Origin of the sequence: Mucilaginibacter sp. L196, assembly GCF_009765905.1 — a bacterium.
In the GTDB taxonomy this organism is placed as follows: domain Bacteria; phylum Bacteroidota; class Bacteroidia; order Sphingobacteriales; family Sphingobacteriaceae; genus Mucilaginibacter.
Genome location: NZ_LMUO01000019.1, coordinates 1,069,469 through 1,089,056, shown reverse-complemented (window position 1 = coordinate 1,089,056; position 19,588 = coordinate 1,069,469). Strand labels below are relative to the sequence as shown.

Sequence of the window (19,588 nt, the reverse complement as noted above, 5' to 3'; positions counted from 1 at the left end):
ATGTGGGCATAGGCCTCTACGCTTATACTTCGACTATGCTCAGCATGACCCTAATGCTTCCTGTTTTTTACCCAATTACTGCTTTCAACAGCAACAGTGCTATTGGCGCTGAGTTTTTTGCTACTTAATAACTTCTCTACTAACAAAGCCGCTATCATTGCCTCTTCTTCATTACCAGTTTGTAAAACTTCTGGGGTAAAATATTTCTTTACAAAGTGTGTATCAAAATTACCTGAAGTAAAGGCCTTGTGTTGCATTACAAATTTTCCGAAAGCTAACGTAGTGGTAATACCCGTTATATGATACTCATCAATTGCCCTTATCATCCGCTCAATAGCTTCCTCACGATCTTTGCCGTAGGTTATTAATTTGGCAATCATTGGGTCATAATAGATCGGAATTTCCATGCCTTGCTCAAAACCATCATCTACCCTAACACCGGGGCCTTTGGGTGTAACATAGGTTTGCAAAGTGCCAATATCCGGTAAAAAGTTATTGGCCGGATCTTCCGCATAAACACGCAGTTCAACAGCATGGCCATTAATCTCCAGGTCTTCTTGCTTAAAGCTGATGGCTTCGCCCCTTGCAATACGGATCTGCTCTTTCACCAAGTCAATCCCTGTGATAAACTCCGTTACCGGGTGCTCAACCTGTAAACGGGTATTCATTTCTAAGAAATAGAAATTCAGCTGGTCGTCCATAATAAATTCAACCGTTCCCGCGCCGGTATAGTTAACCGAACGAGCCACATCAATAGCGCATTTCCCCATAGCCTTGCGGATCTCAGGCGTTAATACTGATGATGGTGCTTCTTCTATCACCTTTTGATGCCTGCGCTGTACCGAGCAGTCCCGCTCAAATAAATGCAGGATATTGCCGTGCGTATCACCCAAAACCTGTATCTCAATATGCCGTGGCGATGATACATACCGTTCAATAAATACCGAACCATCCCCAAATGCTGATGTTGCCTCGGATACCGCCAGTTGCATTTGCTCTTCAAAATCACCAACCGAATCCACAATGCGCATACCTTTACCACCGCCGCCTGCTGCCGCTTTGATCAGGATAGGGAAACCGACTTCAACCGCGCGTTGCTTGGCTTCGTTAACATCGGTAATCGCTTCCTCTGTTCCCGGTACCATGGGGATATTATACTTCATGGCGGCGGCCTTAGCCGAAAGCTTGTTACCCATCACTTCCATTGCTTCGGGTGACGGGCCGATCAATATTAATCCAGCTTCTCTTACCTTACGGGCAAAAGCAGCATTTTCCGACAAAAAACCATAACCCGGATGTATGCCCTCTGCGCCTGTTTGCTTACAAGCATCAATAATCTTTTCGCCAACCAAATAGGATTGGTTGGATGGCGCTTCGCCAATATGCACCGCCTCATCGGCATAACGCACATGCAAAGCATCACGATCAGCATCCGAATAAACAGCTACTGTTTTAATTCCCATTTCCCGCGCCGAGCGCATTATCCGTAAAGCAATTTCGCCACGATTGGCAACCAGTATTTTTTGCATTGATAATAAATGTAATTTTTTAAATAACGATTCTTAAACTATGTCATTGCGAGGAACGAAGCAATCGCACGTAGAAAAGACACCTTGTATAGTTCGCGATTGCTTCGTTCCTCGCAATGACATGATGTAAATTAACTCGTAGCCTCATCCACCAAATACAATATCGATTCGTAATTCTCATTTACCGCCTGGCTCATCGCTATTTCACAGGTTTTGGTTGATGAATAATACCCCTCGTATTTGTGTTGATTCACCTCTAAAGCTTCCGGCATAGTGGCGGATGCGGTCAACTCTGGAAACAGGAATCCTCTGTCGCCTGCCATGCCGCAACAGCCTGCGTGCAGTGGCACAGTTACGTTATCAGCGAATTTGTGAGCAATGTTTACAAACTTATCCTGCGTGTTCATCTTTTGTAACGAACAAACCGGGTGCAGCACAATATTGTTTTTTTTATGGTCGATGTTCAACAATGGCATCAACATATCATGAAGATAATCAACACTATCATAAATAGATAACTGGTCATACTTCAACTGATTATCAACCTTAAGTATTGGTCTTAAATGTTTAAGTGAATATGCGCATGAACTAACGTCGATCACAATTTTTGTCGAACCTTGCTTGCTATCAACCCATAGCTTTTCAATTATTTCATTAGCCTTAAAGGTATAAGCATCTTTATAACCCTTAGACGAAAATACCTGACTACAGCAACTACCCGAATTATTTTTTAATACCTCAACGTTGATACCCGCCTTTTTAGATACACTCATAAAAGTTTCCATTACATTCTTTTTGCCTTCTTCTCCGCTGCCCATCGTCCTTGAAATACAGCTCGGGAAGTAAAGCACTTTTTCGGTCGATATATCAGCCTCGATATTTGTTTTCAATATAAAAAGATCGGGCGGTAAAGCGATCTGCTCCGACCATAATGGCACGGCAGGAATAATTTTCTTTAAACCTGCGGTGAGCCTGGTCATACTTGCCCTACCAAATAGCTTGTTTACCGCATGGCCCGTCTTTAATCCCAAACGAGCTATTCGCACAACTAAACCAAAATTTTCAGCAACCAACAAAGCCACACGATTTGCAAAGACTGAATGGTTTTCACGCCTCAATCTTTTTACCAGGTCGCCGGTATTAATATCAACCGGGCAGGCAGTGGCACACAGCCCGTCAACCGCGCAGGTATCCAAACCATCATATTGATATTGATCGAGCAGTATCTTATAATTGGCTTTATCGCCTTTCTGCTCCATTTTCTTCAACTCCCGCCTGATCACTATCCGGCGGCGTGGTGTGGTGGTTAAATTACGGCTTGGGCATTTATGCTCACAATAGCCGCATTCGGTACATTTATCTACCTCGTGCTCCACCGTTGGCAGCAGTTTTATATTTTTTATGTGGATGTCTTTATCAGCATTAATAATAACACCGGGATTTAATAACGATTTTGGATCGACAGCCTGTTTAATCTGCTTCATCAAATCATACAATTCACCGCCCCATTCCGTTTCCACAAATGGCGCCATGTTGCGGCCCGTACCGTGTTCAGCTTTTAAAGTACCATGGTTTTTATGCACCACCACATCCACCATTTCCCGCATAAAGCGGTCATATCGATCAATTTCACTTGAATCATTAAACGATGGCGTTATCAAAAAATGAATATTACCATCCTTAGCATGCCCAAATACAATAGCATTATCATATTCATATTTTTTGAAAAGGCTATGCAAATCCAGTATCGCGTCACCCAACTTTTCAACCGGAAAAGCCACATCCTCCAAAATAACCGTCGATCCGCTTTTACGTACCGCGCCAACTGATGGAAACAATCCCTTGCGCACTTTCCAATAATATTCCTGCTCAACAGGGTTGCTGGTAAATATGGGCGCTTGTAATAACGAAAGTTTTGAAACGCTACTTAGGAAACCGTTTACCTTAGCCTCCAATTCTGCATAAGTACTTTCCTGAAACTCTATCAGTAAAGCAGCCGCATTTTCAGGCAGTTGTTTAATGATAGGCGGAAGATTAGGCATATCCTCAATAGCGCGTAGCGATGCCCTGTCCATCAGCTCCACGGCCCTTGCCCCCGCATTAATCAACGGCACTAAAGCCTGGCACGAAGTATATATATCAGGGAAATATAATAATGCAGTCGATTTATATTTATAATCAGGAATAGTTTCCAGTACTGCTTCTGATATGAAAGCCAAAGTCCCTTCAGCACCGATAAGCAAATGCGCCAGAATATCCAAAGGATGCTCAAAATCTATTAGCGCGTTTAGCGAATAACCAACCGTATTTTTTTGGCGATACTTTCTGCGGATCTTGTCGTGTAATTTACTATCAGCAATAATCGTATTTTTCGCCTGCTTAAGTACCTCGCTTAATTGCGGGCATTCAGCCATAAAGCGATCATAATTATCAGGATTCTCTGTAGTATACCGCTTACCATCAGGCAAAATAAAGCGAATGTGTTTTACGGTGTGATAAGAGTTCAATTTCACACCACAGCACATCCCGCTTGAATTATTGGATAATATCCCGCCCATCATAGCCGAGTTGATACTCGCCGGGTCGGGGCCAATTTTTGTTTTATAAATACTTAAGTATGAATTAACCATTGCACCGGTAACCCCGGGCTGCACCCTAACCGCATTACCTTCGTTTTCAATAATAACTTTGTCCCAAAACTGGCTCAGATCAACCAAAATACCATCGGTAATAGATTGGCCGGATAAACTGGTGCCGCCTGTACGGAAGACTAAAGGAATGTTTTGTGCTGATGAAAAGCGGAAAAGTGCAATGATCTCATCTTCGTTGGCAGGCTGTACAACAGCTTTAGGTATCAATCGATAAAAACCCGCGTCCGATGCATAGGACACCAGGTCTATTAATCGGGTTTTAATTCTGGTGGGCGGTAATATGGTTTGTAATTGCGTTCCTAAATCCATACAAGTACTATTCTAAAACAGGTTCATTCAATTCACTTTTGTGAATATCGATAACCTGATCATTGAATTCAAATGTACTATTTAAGCAATTACTATAGTGAAGAATTATTTGCCTCGGCTTTATTTTCGGATTTACTATTCACCCAGGCAGTATAATAGATGTTTACATAATATAATAGATAAATAAGCGCTGCGCCGAAAAACATCCCTGTAACAAAAGGTGATTCCGAAGTATATTGCCCAGGATAAAAACGATTCATTGTAATGCGGACTAAAGCAATTACAATAAGCACGATAGAGGCTACAGGTATTTTTCCAACTTTCATTATGATGCTATTTATTCAAATATAACTAATGATTTATTAAATGCAAACCGGCAATAATCGCCAAAAACTTTATGTTTGCTTTATGAAAATTGAGACTATCGCTATACATGCCGGTAACAAGAGAGACCAATCAACAGGCGCCGTAATTCAGCCAGTTGTATTATCAACTACTTTTGAACGTCACGAAGATGGCAGTTATACCAACGGTTATATATATGGTCGTTCGTCAAACCCTAATCGCACCTCGTTGGAGCATGTATTAGCTCAATTAGAAGGTGGTGCTGATGCCGCGGCATTTTCATCCGGCAACGCAGCGGGTATGGCGGTTTTCCAATCGTTAAAACCGGGCACCCATGTTATTTTACCAAGTGACATGTACCACGGGTTACGCAACCAGGTAAAAACTTTATTTGAAGGAATTTTAGAGTTCGATTTTATCGAGATCAATAATATCGAGGTTCTGCAACAACATATTAAACCCAACACCGGATTAATATGGATTGAAACACCATCGAACCCATTATTAAAAATTACCGATATAAAGAAAGTTATCAGCGTAGCAAAAGCGCATAGTATTAAAGTTGCTTGCGATAATACTTTTGCAACCCCTGTTTTTCAAAAACCGCTTTCATTAGGTGCTGATCTGGTGATGCATTCATCTACCAAATATTTCGGCGGGCACAGCGATTTAATGGGCGGCGTATTGATCACCGCCGAAAAAAGCGACTGGTGGACAAAAATACGCCAGGTGCAGGAAATGGGTGGCGCAATCCCCTCACCTATGGATTGCTATTATTTAGTGCGAAGTATTAAAACATTACCATACCGCATGGCCGGGCATGCTAAAAATGCCCAGTTGCTGGCCGAATATTTAGAAAAACATTCCAAAATTGAAAAGGTATTGTACCCGGGATTGCCATCGCATCCCCAATATGATGTCATCAAACAACAAATGACAGGCTTTGGCGGAATGCTATCTATATTAATTAAAGGCGGCGAAGAAGAAGCGAAACGAGTAATAAACAGCTTAACCCTATTTGCCCAGGCAACCAGCTTAGGCGGCGTTGAAAGCCTAATTGAACACCGTGCAGCTGTTGAAGGCCCTGACACCAAAACCCCACGAAACCTGCTTAGAGTATCGGTTGGTTTGGAGCATATTGATGATTTGATCGCGGATATGGAGAAAGCGTTAGGATAGTATTGATGATTTGAATTTAAACTCAAATTTGCTTAAATTTGATAGTAATGGAGTCAAACATAAAAAAAACAAAATTGAGTGAGGCTGATATTGCCTATCTTAAAGAAGGTTTAAAACGTACCTATACTGAAAGGTTTGAAATGACGACCCGTCTTTATAAAATCCATCAAACCATGAATAAAGCTACGATTACGCATAAACCATTTATCCAAAAATAGCTGTGGATATTTTTGACGAAGACATTTTAAATGTTTGGAAAGCCCTTCAGGAATATAATGTAGCATTTATTTTGATAGGCGGCTATGCTACAAACCTACATGGCTATCACCGATTTACCGGTGATATGGATATCTGGATAAAAGATACTATCGAAAATAGACAAGCTCTTCGTAAGGCCTTTAAAGCTTGTGGTATGGGAGATTATCCGATGATCGAGACCATGCAATTTGTACCTGGTTGGACTGAATTTCATCTGAGCAATGATTTCACCGTCGATATACTTACTGAGATGAAAGGTTTGGAAAACTATACTTTTGATGAGTGTTTACAAATGGCTTCTATTGCAGATATTAACGATGTTCAAATACCTTTTCTTCACATTAATCAGTTGATTGAGAATAAAAAAACTGTTAATCGGCTTAAAGATCAATTAGACGTTGAAATGCTGGAAGAGATACGAAAACTACGGGGTGATTCATAGTATTTCTAAACCCAATTACCCCTAAAATCTATCTTTTTAAAATAAAATTTGGTTCTTAAACATTTATCACCCTATATTTGTAACAATATTTGGTAGCGATACTAAATCAGATCAAATCCCTTCAAAAAGGTTTTGATTTATAAAGAAGCGGCGAGAGATCAGGCTCAACTACCCGCTGGCAACCCTTAAAATTTTAAGAAGGTGCCAATTCCTGGCCCGGTAAATACCCCGGGGGATATAAATTAACGACCATGAAAAGTTTAAAAAACATCCCGTCATTCAATGATGCCCAAAGAGGCAATTTAGTTTATACATATAGCTATTCTACAGGCTGTATTTGTATGTGTTGCTGTTGAAGCAGTACACGTCCTTTCTTTCTTAATTTCTGAAAAAAACGCGTGTTACCTCCGGGGGATAATATTATCCTTTCGTGACCCAGCCCAACAAATCCAAATTTTCAATCACCTGTAAAATACAAATATCATGTCAAACTTAAAATTCGAAACACTACAATTACACGCCGGTCAGGAAGCAGATTCAGCAACAGGTTCACGCGCGGTGCCTTTATATCAAACAACATCTTACGTTTTCCAAAATGCGCAACACGGTGCAAACCTGTTCGCGCTTAAAGAATTCGGCAATATCTACACCCGCATCATGAACCCCACTACCGATGTGTTTGAAAAACGCATCGCGGCATTAGAGGGTGGTGTAGCAGCTTTAGCAACCGCATCGGGTCAGGCATCGCAGTTTATCGCCCTAAATAACATATTACAAGCAGGAGATAACTTCGTAACCTCACCATATTTATATGGCGGTACTTACAACCAGTTCAAGGTAGCGTTTAAGCGCCTGGGTATCGAAGCTCGCTTCGCGAAAGATGATCAGGTTGAAAATATCGAAATCCTGATCGACAAAAACACCAAAGCCATCTTCCTGGAAACTATCGGCAACCCCGGTTTTAACATTCCCGATTTTGAAAAAATAGCAGCCGTAGCTAAAAAGCACGATCTACCTTTAATAGTAGATAATACTTTTGGCGCAGGCGGATACCTGTTTCAACCATTAAAACATGGTGCCAACGTCGTAGTTGAATCAGCCACCAAATGGATCGGCGGGCATGGTACTACCATAGGCGGTGTAATTGTTGATGGTGGTAATTATAACTGGGGTAATGGCAAATTCCCTCAATTTACCGAGCCATCTGAAGGTTATCACGGTTTGGTTTTCGCTGACGTATTCGGCGTTGACGGCCCTTTTGGTAATATCCAATTCATCATCCGTGCACGTGTTGAAGGTTTAAGAGATTTTGGCCCTTCGCAAGCACCATTTAATAGCTGGTTGTTGTTACAAGGACTGGAAACATTGTCATTACGCGTACAACGCCATGTAGACAATGCCCTTGAGTTAGCCAAATGGCTGGAAGCACAACCGCAGGTACAAAAAGTGAATTACCCGGGCTTGACTTCATCACCATATCATGCATTAGCAAAAAAATATTTAAAGAATGGTTTTGGTGGAGTATTGTCTTTTGAGATAAAAGGCGATAAAGAAAATGCATCCCATTTTATTGATAGCCTGCAGTTAACAAGTCACCTGGCTAATGTGGGTGATGCTAAGACATTAATTATTCAACCAGCAGCAACTACTCATCAACAGCTTAGCGACGAACAGCAATTGGCTGCCGGTGTTACACCGAGTTTATTGCGTGTATCGGTTGGGATTGAGCATATAGATGATATTAAGGCCGATTTTGAGCAGGCCTTTGTTAAAATAGAGGAATTAACAACAGAGTTAATATAGTTTTTTTAGTGATAATAGCGTTGTTGCCGGATGCGGTTGCTTATTAAAGCAGCTGCACCTGTAACGGCAAACAGAAACATGAATACACAGATATTTAAAACTTCACAAACATTTGAGTTTGAATCGGGGCAAAAAGTACAAAACCTTGAAATAGGTTTTCACACCTACGGTAAGCTAAATGCCAATAAAGATAATGTAGTTTGGGTTTGCCACGCGCTTACTGCTAACTCGGATGTATTGGATTGGTGGAAAGGTCTTTTTGGTACCAATGACTACTTCAATCCGGAAGAGCATTTCATCGTTTGTGCCAATATTTTAGGTTCGCCTTATGGCACTACTAATCCATTAAGTGAAAACCCTGTAACCGGGCAACCGTATTATTTGGCTTATCCTCAATATACCGTACGCGATATTGTTAATGGCCACCGTTTATTGGCCGAACATCTTAAAATAAACGATATTGAAATATTGATTGGTGGCTCTTTGGGTGGTCAGCAAGCTATGGAATGGGGTATTATTGAACCGGACCGCATTAAAAACCTGATTCTGATTGCTACCAATGCCCGCCATTCTCCTTGGGGAATCGCCTTTAATGAATCTCAGCGTTTAGCTTTAACAGCCGACCGCACATTTTACTCCAACACTCCTGATGGTGGACAAAAGGGTTTGAAAGCTGCGCGCAGCATAGCGCTTCTATCCTACCGTGGTTATAAAACTTATACTGTAAGTCAGCAGGACGATGATGATAACATTAGCGATGATCACCGTGCATCATCCTACCAAAATTACCAGGGCCAAAAACTGGTGAACAGGTTTAACGCTTACAGCTATTGGTATTTAAGCAAAGCCATGGATTCGCACAATGTAGGTCGCAATCGTAAAGGCGTTGAAAAAGCACTTAGCCTCATCAAAGCAAAAACGTTGGTAATCGGTATTAAATCTGACGTATTATTCCCAGTTGAAGAGCAACAATACTTGTTTAGGCATATCCCTAAATCAGCCTTTGCCGAATTGGATTCTTTTTACGGGCATGATGGATTTTTAATTGAAACAGAAGCATTAACAAATATTATCACCTCCTTTTTTAAAACAGACGTTAAAGGAAAAATTATAGAACTGCAAAGAATAGCGTAATGAGTAAAAAATTAAATATAGGTTTATTTGGATTTGGTGTAGTTGGCCAGGGATTGAATGACATTATCAGAACAAAAAACCTTAATCTGGAAATAGTTAAAATCGCCATCAAAAATCCGGACAAAAAACGTTCATTGTCGGCTGAGTTATTTACTACCGACAGAGACGAAATATTAAACAACCCGGAAATAAATACCATTGTTGAGCTGATCAATGATACCGAAGCCGCGTTCGAGATTGTATCCCGCGCATTAAGCTCAGGTAAAAACGTAGTATCAGCCAGCAAAAAAATGATAGCCTTGCATTTAGAGGAATTGATTGCCTTGCAAGAAGAGTATGGTACATCTTTGTTATATGAAGGCGCGGTTTGCGGTAGTATTCCCATCATCCGTAACCTGGAAGAATATTATGATAACGAATTACTGCATTCAATAAGCGGTATATTCAACGGATCATCCAATTATATCCTTTCTAAAGGATTTTTAGAGAATATGGATTATGATACCGCGTTAAAACAAGCCCAAGACCTTGGCTTTGCTGAAACCGACCCTACCATGGATGTTGGTGGTTATGATGCTAAATTTAAACTGGTAATAGCCGCTTCACACGCTTATGGCGTAATTGTTAACCCTGAAGAGATCCTGAATATTGGTATCCAAACTCTTGCAGCAAGCGATATACAATACGCCCGCGAGAAAAATTTGAAAATAAAACTGGTTCCTGTTGCTAAGGAGTTAGATGATCGTCATATTGCTATGTTCGTTCTACCAAAATTCGTGAACGAAACCGAGTTTTTATATAATGTAGAGTACGAATACAACGGCGTAACAGTACAAGCCGCATTTGCCGATCAGCAATTCTTCTTCGGTAAAGGCGCGGGAGGCCACCCAACAGGTTCAGCTGTATTATCTGATATCGCAGCCCTGCGTTACGACTATCAATACGAATACAAAAAAGCCAAAGCCAAAAAAGATCTAGCCTTCACCAATAATATCGAACTAAACATCTATTTACGTTATGAAGATGAAGATTTGGTAGAAGCGCTTCAATTTAAACACATACAGGAGCGCTATTATTCTGATAGCTACAAATTTGTTATCGGAAAGATCAATCTTCAAAGTTTGATCGATAATCAGCACCGCATTGCAAATAACAAAGCATTTGTGGCATTTGCCGATCAATTAGCTGGAGTTACTTTGGCCGAAGAAGTTAAGTTTGCTGCTGAAGTACTTAACTAGAATAATACCTTGTCATTCTGAGTAGCAACGAAGAATGACAATTAAGAATAATAAAATGTCATTGCGAGGAACGAAGCAATCGCACGGAAGGCAAGCGAATATGTAAAGTTCGCGATTGCTTCGTTCCTCGCAATGACATTGATTGTTAAACAACTTTTCATCAGCTCATAAAGTCCATTGTTTTTTTAATTATTTGTCATAAAAATCAGGAACGTTACCATTTTGATTTTTAATTTCAGATATTTAAAGCCTATGCGGGTATCTGAAAATTTGTTAAAATGGGCTATGCGAATTTACCCGCCGCTATTTTTCCAGCGTATCTGGGTTAAAAAGTTTGATAAAGACTTTCGTGGTGTCGAGATAGTGATCAGGAAAAGTATCTGGAACAGGAACTATAATAACTCCATTTTTGGTGGGACAATTTTCGCTGCTGCCGATGCCTTCTACCCCATCCTGTTTTATAAAATATTCACCAATAAAGGTTACAAACTGCGCGCCTGGTCAAAATCACTGGAGATTCAATATATAAAACCTGGATTCACCGATTTGTATTATACTATATCAATTACAGATGACCAGATAGCAGAGGCTGAAGAAATATTAAATACGGTTGGGAAATACTCGATCTCTCACCCCATCTTGATTTTTGATAAAAATGGCGTTAATGTAGCTTCGGTTATGAACGAGGTGTACATGCGCAATTTAGATTTTATGGAGACTAACAATGCACACAATAATTAACGACGAAACGCTTATAAAAAAGGGCTACAAAATAAGTACAGATCAGGAATTGCTAGATTTAGATTTGATTCATGATTATTTATGCAATGAATCATACTGGTCTAAAGGAATAACCAAAGAAAAGGTACAACGCTCAATAGAAAATTCCATGTGCTTTGGTGTTTATAAAGATGGTAAACAAGTTGGGCTGGCACGTGTTGTTACCGACAAAGCCATATTCGCTTATTTATGCGATGTATTTATATTGGATGAATACCGGGGGCATGGATTGTCAAAATGGCTATTGCAAACCATTTTGGCGCATCCCGAACTGCAAGGATTAAAACGATGGACTTTAGCTACGCTTGATGCGCATAGCTTGTATAAACAGTTTGGATTTGCTCCCCTAGGCAATCCCGACAGATGGATGGATATTTTTACACCTATAAAAAACGATTGAGAGGAAATCAGGGAAAATGAATATTAAGAGGCTGATTTTTGAAGGTGAAGGGGTATCGCTCGACTTTAAAAAAACCATTTCCAGCTGCGAAAAGATCGCACGCACTATGTCGTCATATGCTAACAACAAAGGCGGTCGCCTATTAATTGGTGTAGCTGATGACGGCACTATCAAAGGCGTAAAATCCGAGGACGAAGAACGCTATATGATCACCAAAGCGGCGCACATGTTTTGCAAACCTGCCCTGGAACCAACCTTTGAAGAAGTTTACGTAGATGACAAACTGGTTTTGGTTGTTACCATTGATGAAAGCAACCTGAAACCCCATTATGCCCTGGCCGAAGACGGCAAATGGTGGGTATACGTGCGTGTAAAGGATAAAAGTGTATTGGCAAGTAAAATTGTGGTTGATGTACTTAAACGTTCAGCAAATGAAAACGGTGTGTTGATTGAATATTCAGCCAACGAAAAAAACTTGCTGGAGTACCTGGAGAAAAGCAACAGGATAACCGTAAGGGAATTTTGTGAACTATTAAAACTCACCCGCAAACGCGCGCAGCGAATTTTAGTTGATCTGATCCTCTCGGGCGTTATCCGTATCCATACTACTGAAAAAGAAGAATACTATACAGCGGTATAACTAAGCCATCCCGGCCAAAAAATCTACCTTTGCCTTACTGACCACATGAAAGCCGTATACAAAAAATACAAACACCACTATCGTGATAATCTTAAACTAGCAACGCCAGTAATGATATCACAGCTCGGGCATACGCTTGTTCAGGCTTCGGATAGTGTGATTGTAGGGCATTTTGCCGGTACGGTTTGTTTGGCAGCGGTATCGTTAGTTAATAGCATTTTTGTTATACCGATGATTATCGGCTTGGGCATATCCTATGGCGTTACCCCACTCATCGCGCAAAATAATGGCCGTAAAGATTATGCTGAATGCGGTCGATTGCTTTCAAATAGCTTATTCATCAACCTCATTTGTGGGGCTATACTTTTCGGTGTTTTATTTTTAGGTTCGATATATGCCTTAAATCATTTGCATCAATCGCCGGAGGTGGTCGAGCAGGCAAAACCATTTTTAACCTTGCTAGGGTTGTCACTTATCCCAATGTTAATCTTCAACACCTTTAAGCAGTTTGCCGAAGGTTTGGGATTCACTAAGCAAGCCATGGTGATCTCTGTAATTGGAAATATCCTCAATATCTGCGTCGGCATTATTCTTGTAAAAGGGTTATTTGGCATTAAACCCATGGGCGTTCGTGGTGTTGGTTACAGCACTTTAATTGACCGTTGTTTAATGGCTATAGTAATGAGCGCTTATGTATTCCGCTCAGAAAACTTCAAAGTGTACTTAAAAACCTTTGCCATTAAAAACATTAACTATTTGCGCAGCATCCAAATTTTACGCATCGGTACACCCATCGCATTACAATACACTTTTGAACTAAGCGCCTTCAGCGGAGCAGCCATTATGATCGGCAGCATCAGCCTCGTACAACAAGCCGCCCACCAGGTCGCCATTAATCTGGCCTCCATGACTTATATGATCTCAAGTGGAATAGCCGCTGCTGCCACGATAAAAACCGGCAATTATTTTGGTGTAAAAGATCATAAAGGATTAAGATCATCTGCTATATCAAATTATCACATTGTGATTGCATTTATGGTATTTACCGCATTGCTATTTAGCTTAGGCAGCCCTTACTTGCCTTATATTTATACTACAGATAAAGCAGTTATAATTGTTGCATCACAGCTACTTATCATCGCAGCGGTATTTCAGATATTCGATGGAACGCAGGTTGTCGGCCTTGGGATTCTACGTGGCATGGGCGATGTAAACATTCCTACCATTAGTACATTTTTAGCTTATTGGGTAGTTGGTTTACCTGTCGGTTATTACTTAGGGATAGAATTAAGCTGGGGGGTTAAAGGTATTTGGTACGGCTTGGTTTTGGGGTTGATGGTATCCTCTGCGCTAATGTTTTTCCGTTTCCAATCCATCAGTCGTCGGCATGAAGTAAAAGCAACAAGCTAAAAATAAAGCTGGTTGGCCACACGATAAGTATTGCAATGCGCCTCCACAATATCTTTGATCTTGGGTGAATAACCACCACCCATACTTACCTGTACCGGTATGTTGTGTTTTATGCATTGTTCAAAAACAAACTGATCGCGCATCTTGCATTCTTCGCGGGTTAAACCAAGCTTACCCAATTTATCAGATGCAAGCACATCCACCCCTGATAAATAAAATATAAAGTCAGGCTTTTGTTGGGCGATGAGTTTTGGCAATGCATCATACAAAAGAGTCAGATAATCATCTCCGTTTATGCCATCTGTCAAAGGAATATCCAGATCAGATTTCTCTTTCCTAAAAGGGAAATTATTCGCAGCATGCATCGAAAACGTAAACACTCCGGGCTCATTTTCAAAGATCTCTGCAGTGCCATTACCCTGATGTACATCTAAATCAATAATTAATATAGACGTAGCTAATCCTTTATTTAACAAATAATTAGTTGCCATAGCCTGGTCATTCAACATACAGAAACCCTCGCCCCAATTGGAGCCCGCATGATGCGTACCTCCTGCTACATTAAAAGCGATACCATTCTCAAACGCGAAGCGGCAACCATCGATAGTTCCCTGTCCAATCCGCACTTCGCGTTCCACCAAACGGGCAGATAGTGGGAAACCTATACGACGTTGTTCTCTGGCCGGTAACGTCAAATCACGCAATTGTTGCCAGTAAGCGGCATCGTGCGTCCACAAAATTATTTCTTCCGATATTGGTTTTGGAGAAAATAAGTTCTCTTTAGTAATGAGCCCTTCATGCAACAATTGTTCAGGTATCAGCTCATATTTCAGCATCGGGAAACGATGTCCTTCAGGCAAAGGATGAGCATATATCGGATCGAAAGCAATTTGAAGCATAAATAAAGCCCTACAATCAAATATTTTCCACAGAACCAACAAGCAATTGCCCGGCATAAAAAACATCCGTAAATGAGCTATAAAGCGGCACAGGGCTCAAGCGAATTACATTAGGCTCCCGCCAATCACCGATAACACCATTTTGGGTTAGATAATTGAAAATCCCTTTAGCATCACCTGCGCAAACCACGGAAAGTTGACCACCGCGCTTACCAGGTTCTTTTGGTGTGATAATCTTAAACAACTCTTTACCTTTTTTAAGATTGATCTCATTTATTAGAAACTCCAGGTAACCCGTTAACACCTCGCTCTTCGCTCTTAACACTGACACCCCTCCGGCTTCTTCAAATATATCCAGCGAAGCCTTGTGCAGCGCCATTAGCATAATGGGCGGCGTACTCACCTGCCATCCTTCCGCGCCCGGTTCAGCTTCAAAGCCAGGGGCCATTAAAAATTGTTTATCCTTACGGTATCCCCACCAACCCGCAAAACGATTATGATCCTCGTTAAAATGTTTCTCATGTACAAATATCCCACTTATGCCGCCGGGGCCTGAATTCATGTATTTATAAGAACACCAGCAGGCAAAATCAACACCCCAATCATGCAACTTCAATGGCACATTACCGGCAGCATGCGCTAAATCAAATCCTGCGATAACGCCAACGTCATGTGCAGCCTTAGTGATTGCCTCTATATCAAAAAACTGCCCGGTGTAATAATTAATCCCGCTGAATAATACCAAAGCCAATTCATCCGCATTATTCTTTATCGCGTCAAGTATATCCTCCGTGCGTAAAGTATATTCTCCGCTGCGCGGAAAGATCTCAATAATGGCATCTTTAGGGTCAAAGCCATGAAACCTAACCTGACTATCCAAAGCATATTGATCGGATGGAAAAGCGCCACCTTCTATTAATATTTTATATCGTTTAGTAGTTGGTTTATAAAAGCTTACCATCAGTAAATGAAGATTTACTGTAAGTGAATTCATTACACTAACTTCCTTCTCATGTGCACCCACAATAGCCGAAAGTATCGGTGTAAGCTTCTTATGATAACTCAACCATGGGTCATTACCTTCAAACCATCCCTCTACACCTAATTTCTGCCAATTAGTAAGTTGATCACTCAGGTAATCTTTCGCTGCAACAGGCTGCAATCCCAAAGAATTACCGCATAAATAAATAGCATCCCTACCATTGTACTGTGGGATAAGAAATTTATTTCTGAATGCTTTTAACGTATCCTGTTCATCAAGCTGCTGGGCGAAATCTAGTCTATTTTGGTACTGCATAACGCAATATTACTATTTATTAGGTTTACTTACATAGGGATTACCCTTAACATAAAAGCGATATGGCAACAAAGCATCCACGCCTGCATAATCAACACCGACACGTGGCACAGCGGCAATTTCCGCATCAGTAAATGTTAATCCCCTGTCTTCAATCCACAAAGTATCACTTTGTAAGCTAATAGCATTTATTGCGCGTGAAATCCCTAAAGCCTTAGCCACCGATCCCGGACCTTTGGTGATGTTTGGTTTTAGCGCGACCATATTGCGTCGATATAACATGGCCTCTATCCCTTCGATTGGTTGTATAGCGCGGATTAGAATTGCATGTGGTTGCCCCTCTACAGATGTAACTATATTAAACATTTCGTGAATGCCATAACACAGATAAACATAAGCAACACCGCCCTGCATAAACATGGTTTTAGTGCGTGGTGTTATTCGGTTACCATAGGAATGCGAAGCTTTGTCAATTATACCATTATAAGCTTCTGTTTCAATAATATACCCACCAGTAGTTACACCATCAATGTAAGTAAGTAAATAAATACTTACCTAAGAGGTTTTTAGACAGATGAACAACATCCGTATTTAAATAAAATGATTCCGGTAATTTCACTTTTTAAGAATTGGTTTTAACCATTTATTTACTTGTTTGGCTTTGTCAAATATCATGATATGTGAGCCGCCTTTTACAATAGTGGCGTCCCTGATATTTTTAACCGGGAATACACGATCCTTGTCGCCATGTATATGGTAAACATTTGGCGGTATGGTCAAATTATCCCATTTCAACACAGCTCCCATCGCCCATTTCATGAATTTTGGAGAATTTTTGGAAAGCATATCATTAAAAAGCCAGGCATCACTATCCTTTAAATGCCCAAACAGGGGCTTTATCAAAAAGCCCAATTTATTTAACACTCTGCCAGGTAAGAATTTATAAATTGGTAATATCCTAAACACCGAAAAGTAACCCGGAGCTTCCCTAACTGTTTTGATACTAGAAATGAGTATAGCCTTTTTGAGGTTAACTTTTTTGGCGATCTCTATCGCAAGCATACCGCCCAGCGAAGTACCGATCACAATAGAACTTGGCCTTATATCATATTGATAAATAATCTTTTGCGCATAATTTGATAAAGTATCTGTTTCATGTGGTTCTATCCAATCAACCGGCACTACTTCATCATCTTCGGGTATATCAACGTTATTATAAAGCCGCGTATCAGCTCCCAGGCCTGAGATCAGAAAGACTTTACTCATGCCAAATTAACCAGCGTAACAAGCTGCTCCAGAAAGTTTTTATCAGTCTCATCAAAGTGCGCCAAATGCTCGCTATCTACATCCAAAACTCCTGCAACCTCACCATTATGAAATAACGGCACAACTATTTCTGATCTCGACAATGAGCTGCAAGCAATATGCCCTGGAAATTCATCCACATCAGCCACTATAAGCGTACTTGCTTGCTCCCAGCCCCCCCCGCATACACCTTTACCCTTTTTAATGCGCGTACAGGCTACAGGCCCCTGAAAAGGCCCTAGAACCAATTCGTCATTTTTTACCATGTAAAACCCAACCCAAAACCAGTTAAATTGTTCTTTTAGCGCTGCGCTGATATTTGCAAGGTTGGCAATTAAATCTTCCTCCCCGCTTATCAAGGCCTCTATTTGAGGGATTAATGATTGATACTGGGTCGCTTTGTCTGTTGTTTGTATGATGGTTAAATCCTCTGCCATGATGCAAAAATAAGTATGAACTATTACATTTAAATAAGACAAATATCATATTTAATGTTTTAATTAGTCGCGATGATTGTTAGTCTTACTATAGTTCGCTACCGTAAATCCTTAATACCTTTTGCTTTATTGGCTATGGCTGTGCATCGCCTACCCTTAACGCTTAACAGAAAATGTACTTTTTGGAAACTATTGGGCAGCGGCCGCAACGGCACTTTTGACTTGCAACCCGATTGGCAGCAATGGGGCCTATTAGCTGTATGGGACAACCGGGGGGCATTTGATGAGTTTTATAATAAATCATTCATTCATAGCTGGTGGAATGCCTTCACCACTGAAAAATGGACGATATTATGTGAACCATTACAAAGCCATGGCAAATGGGATAGTAAAGACCCCTTTGGCAAACCCGATACTAAAGTAATTAACGGCCCGGTAGCGGTGCTCACCCGAGCAACTATTAGACTTAACAAAATAAAAAGTTTTTGGGCCAATGTTGATAGCGTGGCTAATATTATGGCTGACGCGCCGGGATTCATCACCTCATTTGGTATTGGCGAAGCTCCTGTATATCGACAGGCTACATTTTCTATATGGAAAAGCATTGATGATGTAAAAGCTTTTGCCTACACATCAAAAGAGCACGCCGAAGTCATCAAAAAAACAAGAAACGAAAATTGGTATAGTGAAGAGCTTTTCGCAAGATTTAAAATTGTGAATAGCCTTGGCACAATAAATGGTAAAAATCCCCTAAAGGGAATAGAATTATAAATTATGAGAATTATTGCAGAATTACCCCATCCGGACTTTAAGATTTCAATCCTTAACATGAACCAGAAATTCATTATTAAGATTGAGAAGGGGAGCATTGAACAGAGTTACAAAATACCGGAGATGGATTTAACCGACGGCGTAAATAGTGTATTTGAAATACTTGACGAAACATTTTTAAAAGCCGTATCGCTTCGTTTTGAAGAAATGAAGAAAGATTTTAAAGAAACATACTTCAGGTATAACTATTAGATGATATAATTCACACAAATTGCTGTACAAAAGTAATTTAAGTATCAAAACAGAATTTAATTTGGAGGCAATTAACGATTGTCTTGTTAAATTTAACCATTGGTAAATATATTCCTAAAATGTTTACAACCTTTATTCAGCAAATCATTTAATCCATCTGATTTACTTTACTTTATAATTCATAAAAAATTATATTTGGTTAACTTATAGAACATATTTCAGGAGGTTTTTAATTATTAAACAGTAACCCACTTAAAAAAACACTATTTTTAAAATTGTAAAATATACACTTATGATTAGCAGCAAACAGTTTTACAATTTACATACTACCCAGGGTATGAAATTGATCAACATCAGAAACATTGCATGTATTGAAGAAGTAAACACATACCCACAGATCACCCTGAATGTAAAACGTGCAGATGGGAATTACATTGAATTTATTACCAGCGATGTGTATGATAAATTAGTAGAAAGCATTTTGAAAATGGACGCTGAATTGTAGAGAT

21 protein-coding genes and 1 riboswitch are annotated in these 19,588 nt (G+C 40.3%); of the genes, 13 read left to right on the top strand and 8 right to left on the bottom strand.

Annotation, left to right across the window (positions count from 1 at the left end; translation table 11 throughout):
• Positions 1-50: 50 nt before the first annotated feature.
• From accC to GSQ74_RS21055, 3 genes are all read right to left on the bottom strand, one after another.
• The gene (accC, locus tag GSQ74_RS21065; RefSeq protein ID WP_158996174.1) at positions 51-1,529 is read right to left on the bottom strand and encodes an acetyl-CoA carboxylase biotin carboxylase subunit; all 1,479 of its coding nucleotides are present in this window, start codon (positions 1,527-1,529) and stop codon (positions 51-53) included.
• A 131-nt stretch (positions 1,530-1,660) separates the two neighbouring features.
• Positions 1,661-4,489 (bottom strand): FAD-binding and (Fe-S)-binding domain-containing protein, encoded by a 2,829-nt coding sequence (locus GSQ74_RS21060; protein WP_158996173.1) that lies wholly within the window; start codon positions 4,487-4,489, stop codon positions 1,661-1,663.
• A gap of 92 nt (positions 4,490-4,581) precedes the next feature.
• Complete coding sequence (locus GSQ74_RS21055; protein ID WP_158996172.1) at positions 4,582-4,815, bottom strand: hypothetical protein; 234 nt, start codon at positions 4,813-4,815, stop codon at positions 4,582-4,584.
• Between the two features lie 82 nt (positions 4,816-4,897).
• On the opposite strand from GSQ74_RS21055, the gene GSQ74_RS21050 reads away from it, so the two are divergent.
• The 10 genes from GSQ74_RS21050 (at position 4,898) to GSQ74_RS21005 (ending at position 14,118) form a co-directional block, all read left to right on the top strand.
• Positions 4,898-6,013: a PLP-dependent aspartate aminotransferase family protein gene (locus GSQ74_RS21050; protein WP_158996171.1), complete on the top strand. Its 1,116-nt coding sequence runs from the start codon at positions 4,898-4,900 to the stop codon at positions 6,011-6,013.
• A gap of 47 nt (positions 6,014-6,060) precedes the next feature.
• Complete coding sequence (locus GSQ74_RS21045; RefSeq protein WP_158996170.1) at positions 6,061-6,231, top strand: hypothetical protein; 171 nt, start codon at positions 6,061-6,063, stop codon at positions 6,229-6,231.
• 2 nt (positions 6,232-6,233) lie between these two features.
• The gene (locus tag GSQ74_RS21040) at positions 6,234-6,713 is read left to right on the top strand and encodes a nucleotidyltransferase (protein WP_158996169.1); all 480 of its coding nucleotides are present in this window, start codon (positions 6,234-6,236) and stop codon (positions 6,711-6,713) included.
• Positions 6,714-6,847: 134 nt separating this feature from the next.
• Positions 6,848-6,957: riboswitch (SAM riboswitch) on the top strand.
• 239 nt (positions 6,958-7,196) lie between these two features.
• Positions 7,197-8,516 carry an O-acetylhomoserine aminocarboxypropyltransferase/cysteine synthase family protein gene (locus GSQ74_RS21035; protein WP_158996168.1) on the top strand — a complete coding sequence of 440 codons (1,320 nt, stop codon included), beginning with the start codon at positions 7,197-7,199 and terminating at the stop codon, positions 8,514-8,516.
• Positions 8,517-8,594: 78 nt separating this feature from the next.
• On the top strand, positions 8,595-9,650 hold the full coding sequence (metX, locus tag GSQ74_RS21030; protein ID WP_158996167.1) for a homoserine O-acetyltransferase: 1,056 nt from the start codon (positions 8,595-8,597) through the stop codon (positions 9,648-9,650).
• Positions 9,650-10,888 (top strand): homoserine dehydrogenase, encoded by a 1,239-nt coding sequence (locus GSQ74_RS21025; RefSeq protein ID WP_158996166.1) that lies wholly within the window; start codon positions 9,650-9,652, stop codon positions 10,886-10,888. The genes metX and GSQ74_RS21025 overlap by 1 nt, the downstream gene beginning before the upstream one ends.
• Positions 10,889-11,173: 285 nt before the next feature.
• The gene (locus GSQ74_RS21020; RefSeq protein ID WP_254060941.1) at positions 11,174-11,629 is read left to right on the top strand and encodes a DUF4442 domain-containing protein; all 456 of its coding nucleotides are present in this window, start codon (positions 11,174-11,176) and stop codon (positions 11,627-11,629) included.
• On the top strand, positions 11,613-12,068 hold the full coding sequence (locus GSQ74_RS21015; protein ID WP_158996164.1) for a GNAT family N-acetyltransferase: 456 nt from the start codon (positions 11,613-11,615) through the stop codon (positions 12,066-12,068). Before GSQ74_RS21020 ends, GSQ74_RS21015 begins: the two co-directional genes overlap by 17 nt.
• A 16-nt stretch (positions 12,069-12,084) precedes the next feature.
• Positions 12,085-12,708, top strand: coding sequence for an RNA-binding domain-containing protein (locus GSQ74_RS21010; protein WP_158996163.1), 624 nt, complete (start codon positions 12,085-12,087; stop codon positions 12,706-12,708).
• Between the two features lie 45 nt (positions 12,709-12,753).
• Positions 12,754-14,118, top strand: a complete 1,365-nt coding sequence (locus GSQ74_RS21005) for an MATE family efflux transporter (RefSeq protein WP_158996162.1) — start codon at positions 12,754-12,756, stop codon at positions 14,116-14,118.
• Here the strand turns inward: GSQ74_RS21005 and GSQ74_RS21000 are convergent.
• The 5 genes from GSQ74_RS21000 to GSQ74_RS20980 all read right to left on the bottom strand — a co-directional run bounded on the left by GSQ74_RS21000 (position 14,115) and on the right by GSQ74_RS20980 (position 18,056).
• Positions 14,115-15,017 carry a histone deacetylase gene (locus tag GSQ74_RS21000; protein WP_158996161.1) on the bottom strand — a complete coding sequence of 301 codons (903 nt, stop codon included), beginning with the start codon at positions 15,015-15,017 and terminating at the stop codon, positions 14,115-14,117. The genes GSQ74_RS21005 and GSQ74_RS21000 overlap by 4 nt on opposite strands.
• A 16-nt stretch (positions 15,018-15,033) precedes the next feature.
• Positions 15,034-16,314 carry a kynureninase gene (gene kynU, locus GSQ74_RS20995; protein ID WP_158996160.1) on the bottom strand — a complete coding sequence of 427 codons (1,281 nt, stop codon included), beginning with the start codon at positions 16,312-16,314 and terminating at the stop codon, positions 15,034-15,036.
• Between the two features lie 12 nt (positions 16,315-16,326).
• Positions 16,327-16,815: a DNA-3-methyladenine glycosylase gene (locus GSQ74_RS20990; RefSeq protein ID WP_371724831.1), complete on the bottom strand. Its 489-nt coding sequence runs from the start codon at positions 16,813-16,815 to the stop codon at positions 16,327-16,329.
• A 114-nt stretch (positions 16,816-16,929) separates the two neighbouring features.
• Positions 16,930-17,580: an alpha/beta fold hydrolase gene (locus GSQ74_RS20985; protein ID WP_158996159.1), complete on the bottom strand. Its 651-nt coding sequence runs from the start codon at positions 17,578-17,580 to the stop codon at positions 16,930-16,932.
• Positions 17,577-18,056: a GAF domain-containing protein gene (locus GSQ74_RS20980; protein ID WP_158996158.1), complete on the bottom strand. Its 480-nt coding sequence runs from the start codon at positions 18,054-18,056 to the stop codon at positions 17,577-17,579. The genes GSQ74_RS20985 and GSQ74_RS20980 overlap by 4 nt, the downstream gene beginning before the upstream one ends.
• A gap of 72 nt (positions 18,057-18,128) precedes the next feature.
• Between GSQ74_RS20980 and GSQ74_RS20975 the strand changes: the two genes are divergently transcribed.
• The 3 genes from GSQ74_RS20975 to GSQ74_RS20965 all read left to right on the top strand — a co-directional run bounded on the left by GSQ74_RS20975 (position 18,129) and on the right by GSQ74_RS20965 (position 19,584).
• Positions 18,129-18,827, top strand: coding sequence for a DUF3291 domain-containing protein (locus GSQ74_RS20975; RefSeq protein WP_158996157.1), 699 nt, complete (start codon positions 18,129-18,131; stop codon positions 18,825-18,827).
• Between the two features lie 3 nt (positions 18,828-18,830).
• On the top strand, positions 18,831-19,079 hold the full coding sequence (locus GSQ74_RS20970; RefSeq protein WP_158996156.1) for a hypothetical protein: 249 nt from the start codon (positions 18,831-18,833) through the stop codon (positions 19,077-19,079).
• Positions 19,080-19,371: 292 nt separating this feature from the next.
• The gene (locus GSQ74_RS20965) at positions 19,372-19,584 is read left to right on the top strand and encodes a hypothetical protein (protein ID WP_158996155.1); all 213 of its coding nucleotides are present in this window, start codon (positions 19,372-19,374) and stop codon (positions 19,582-19,584) included.
• Positions 19,585-19,588 lie beyond the last annotated feature (4 nt).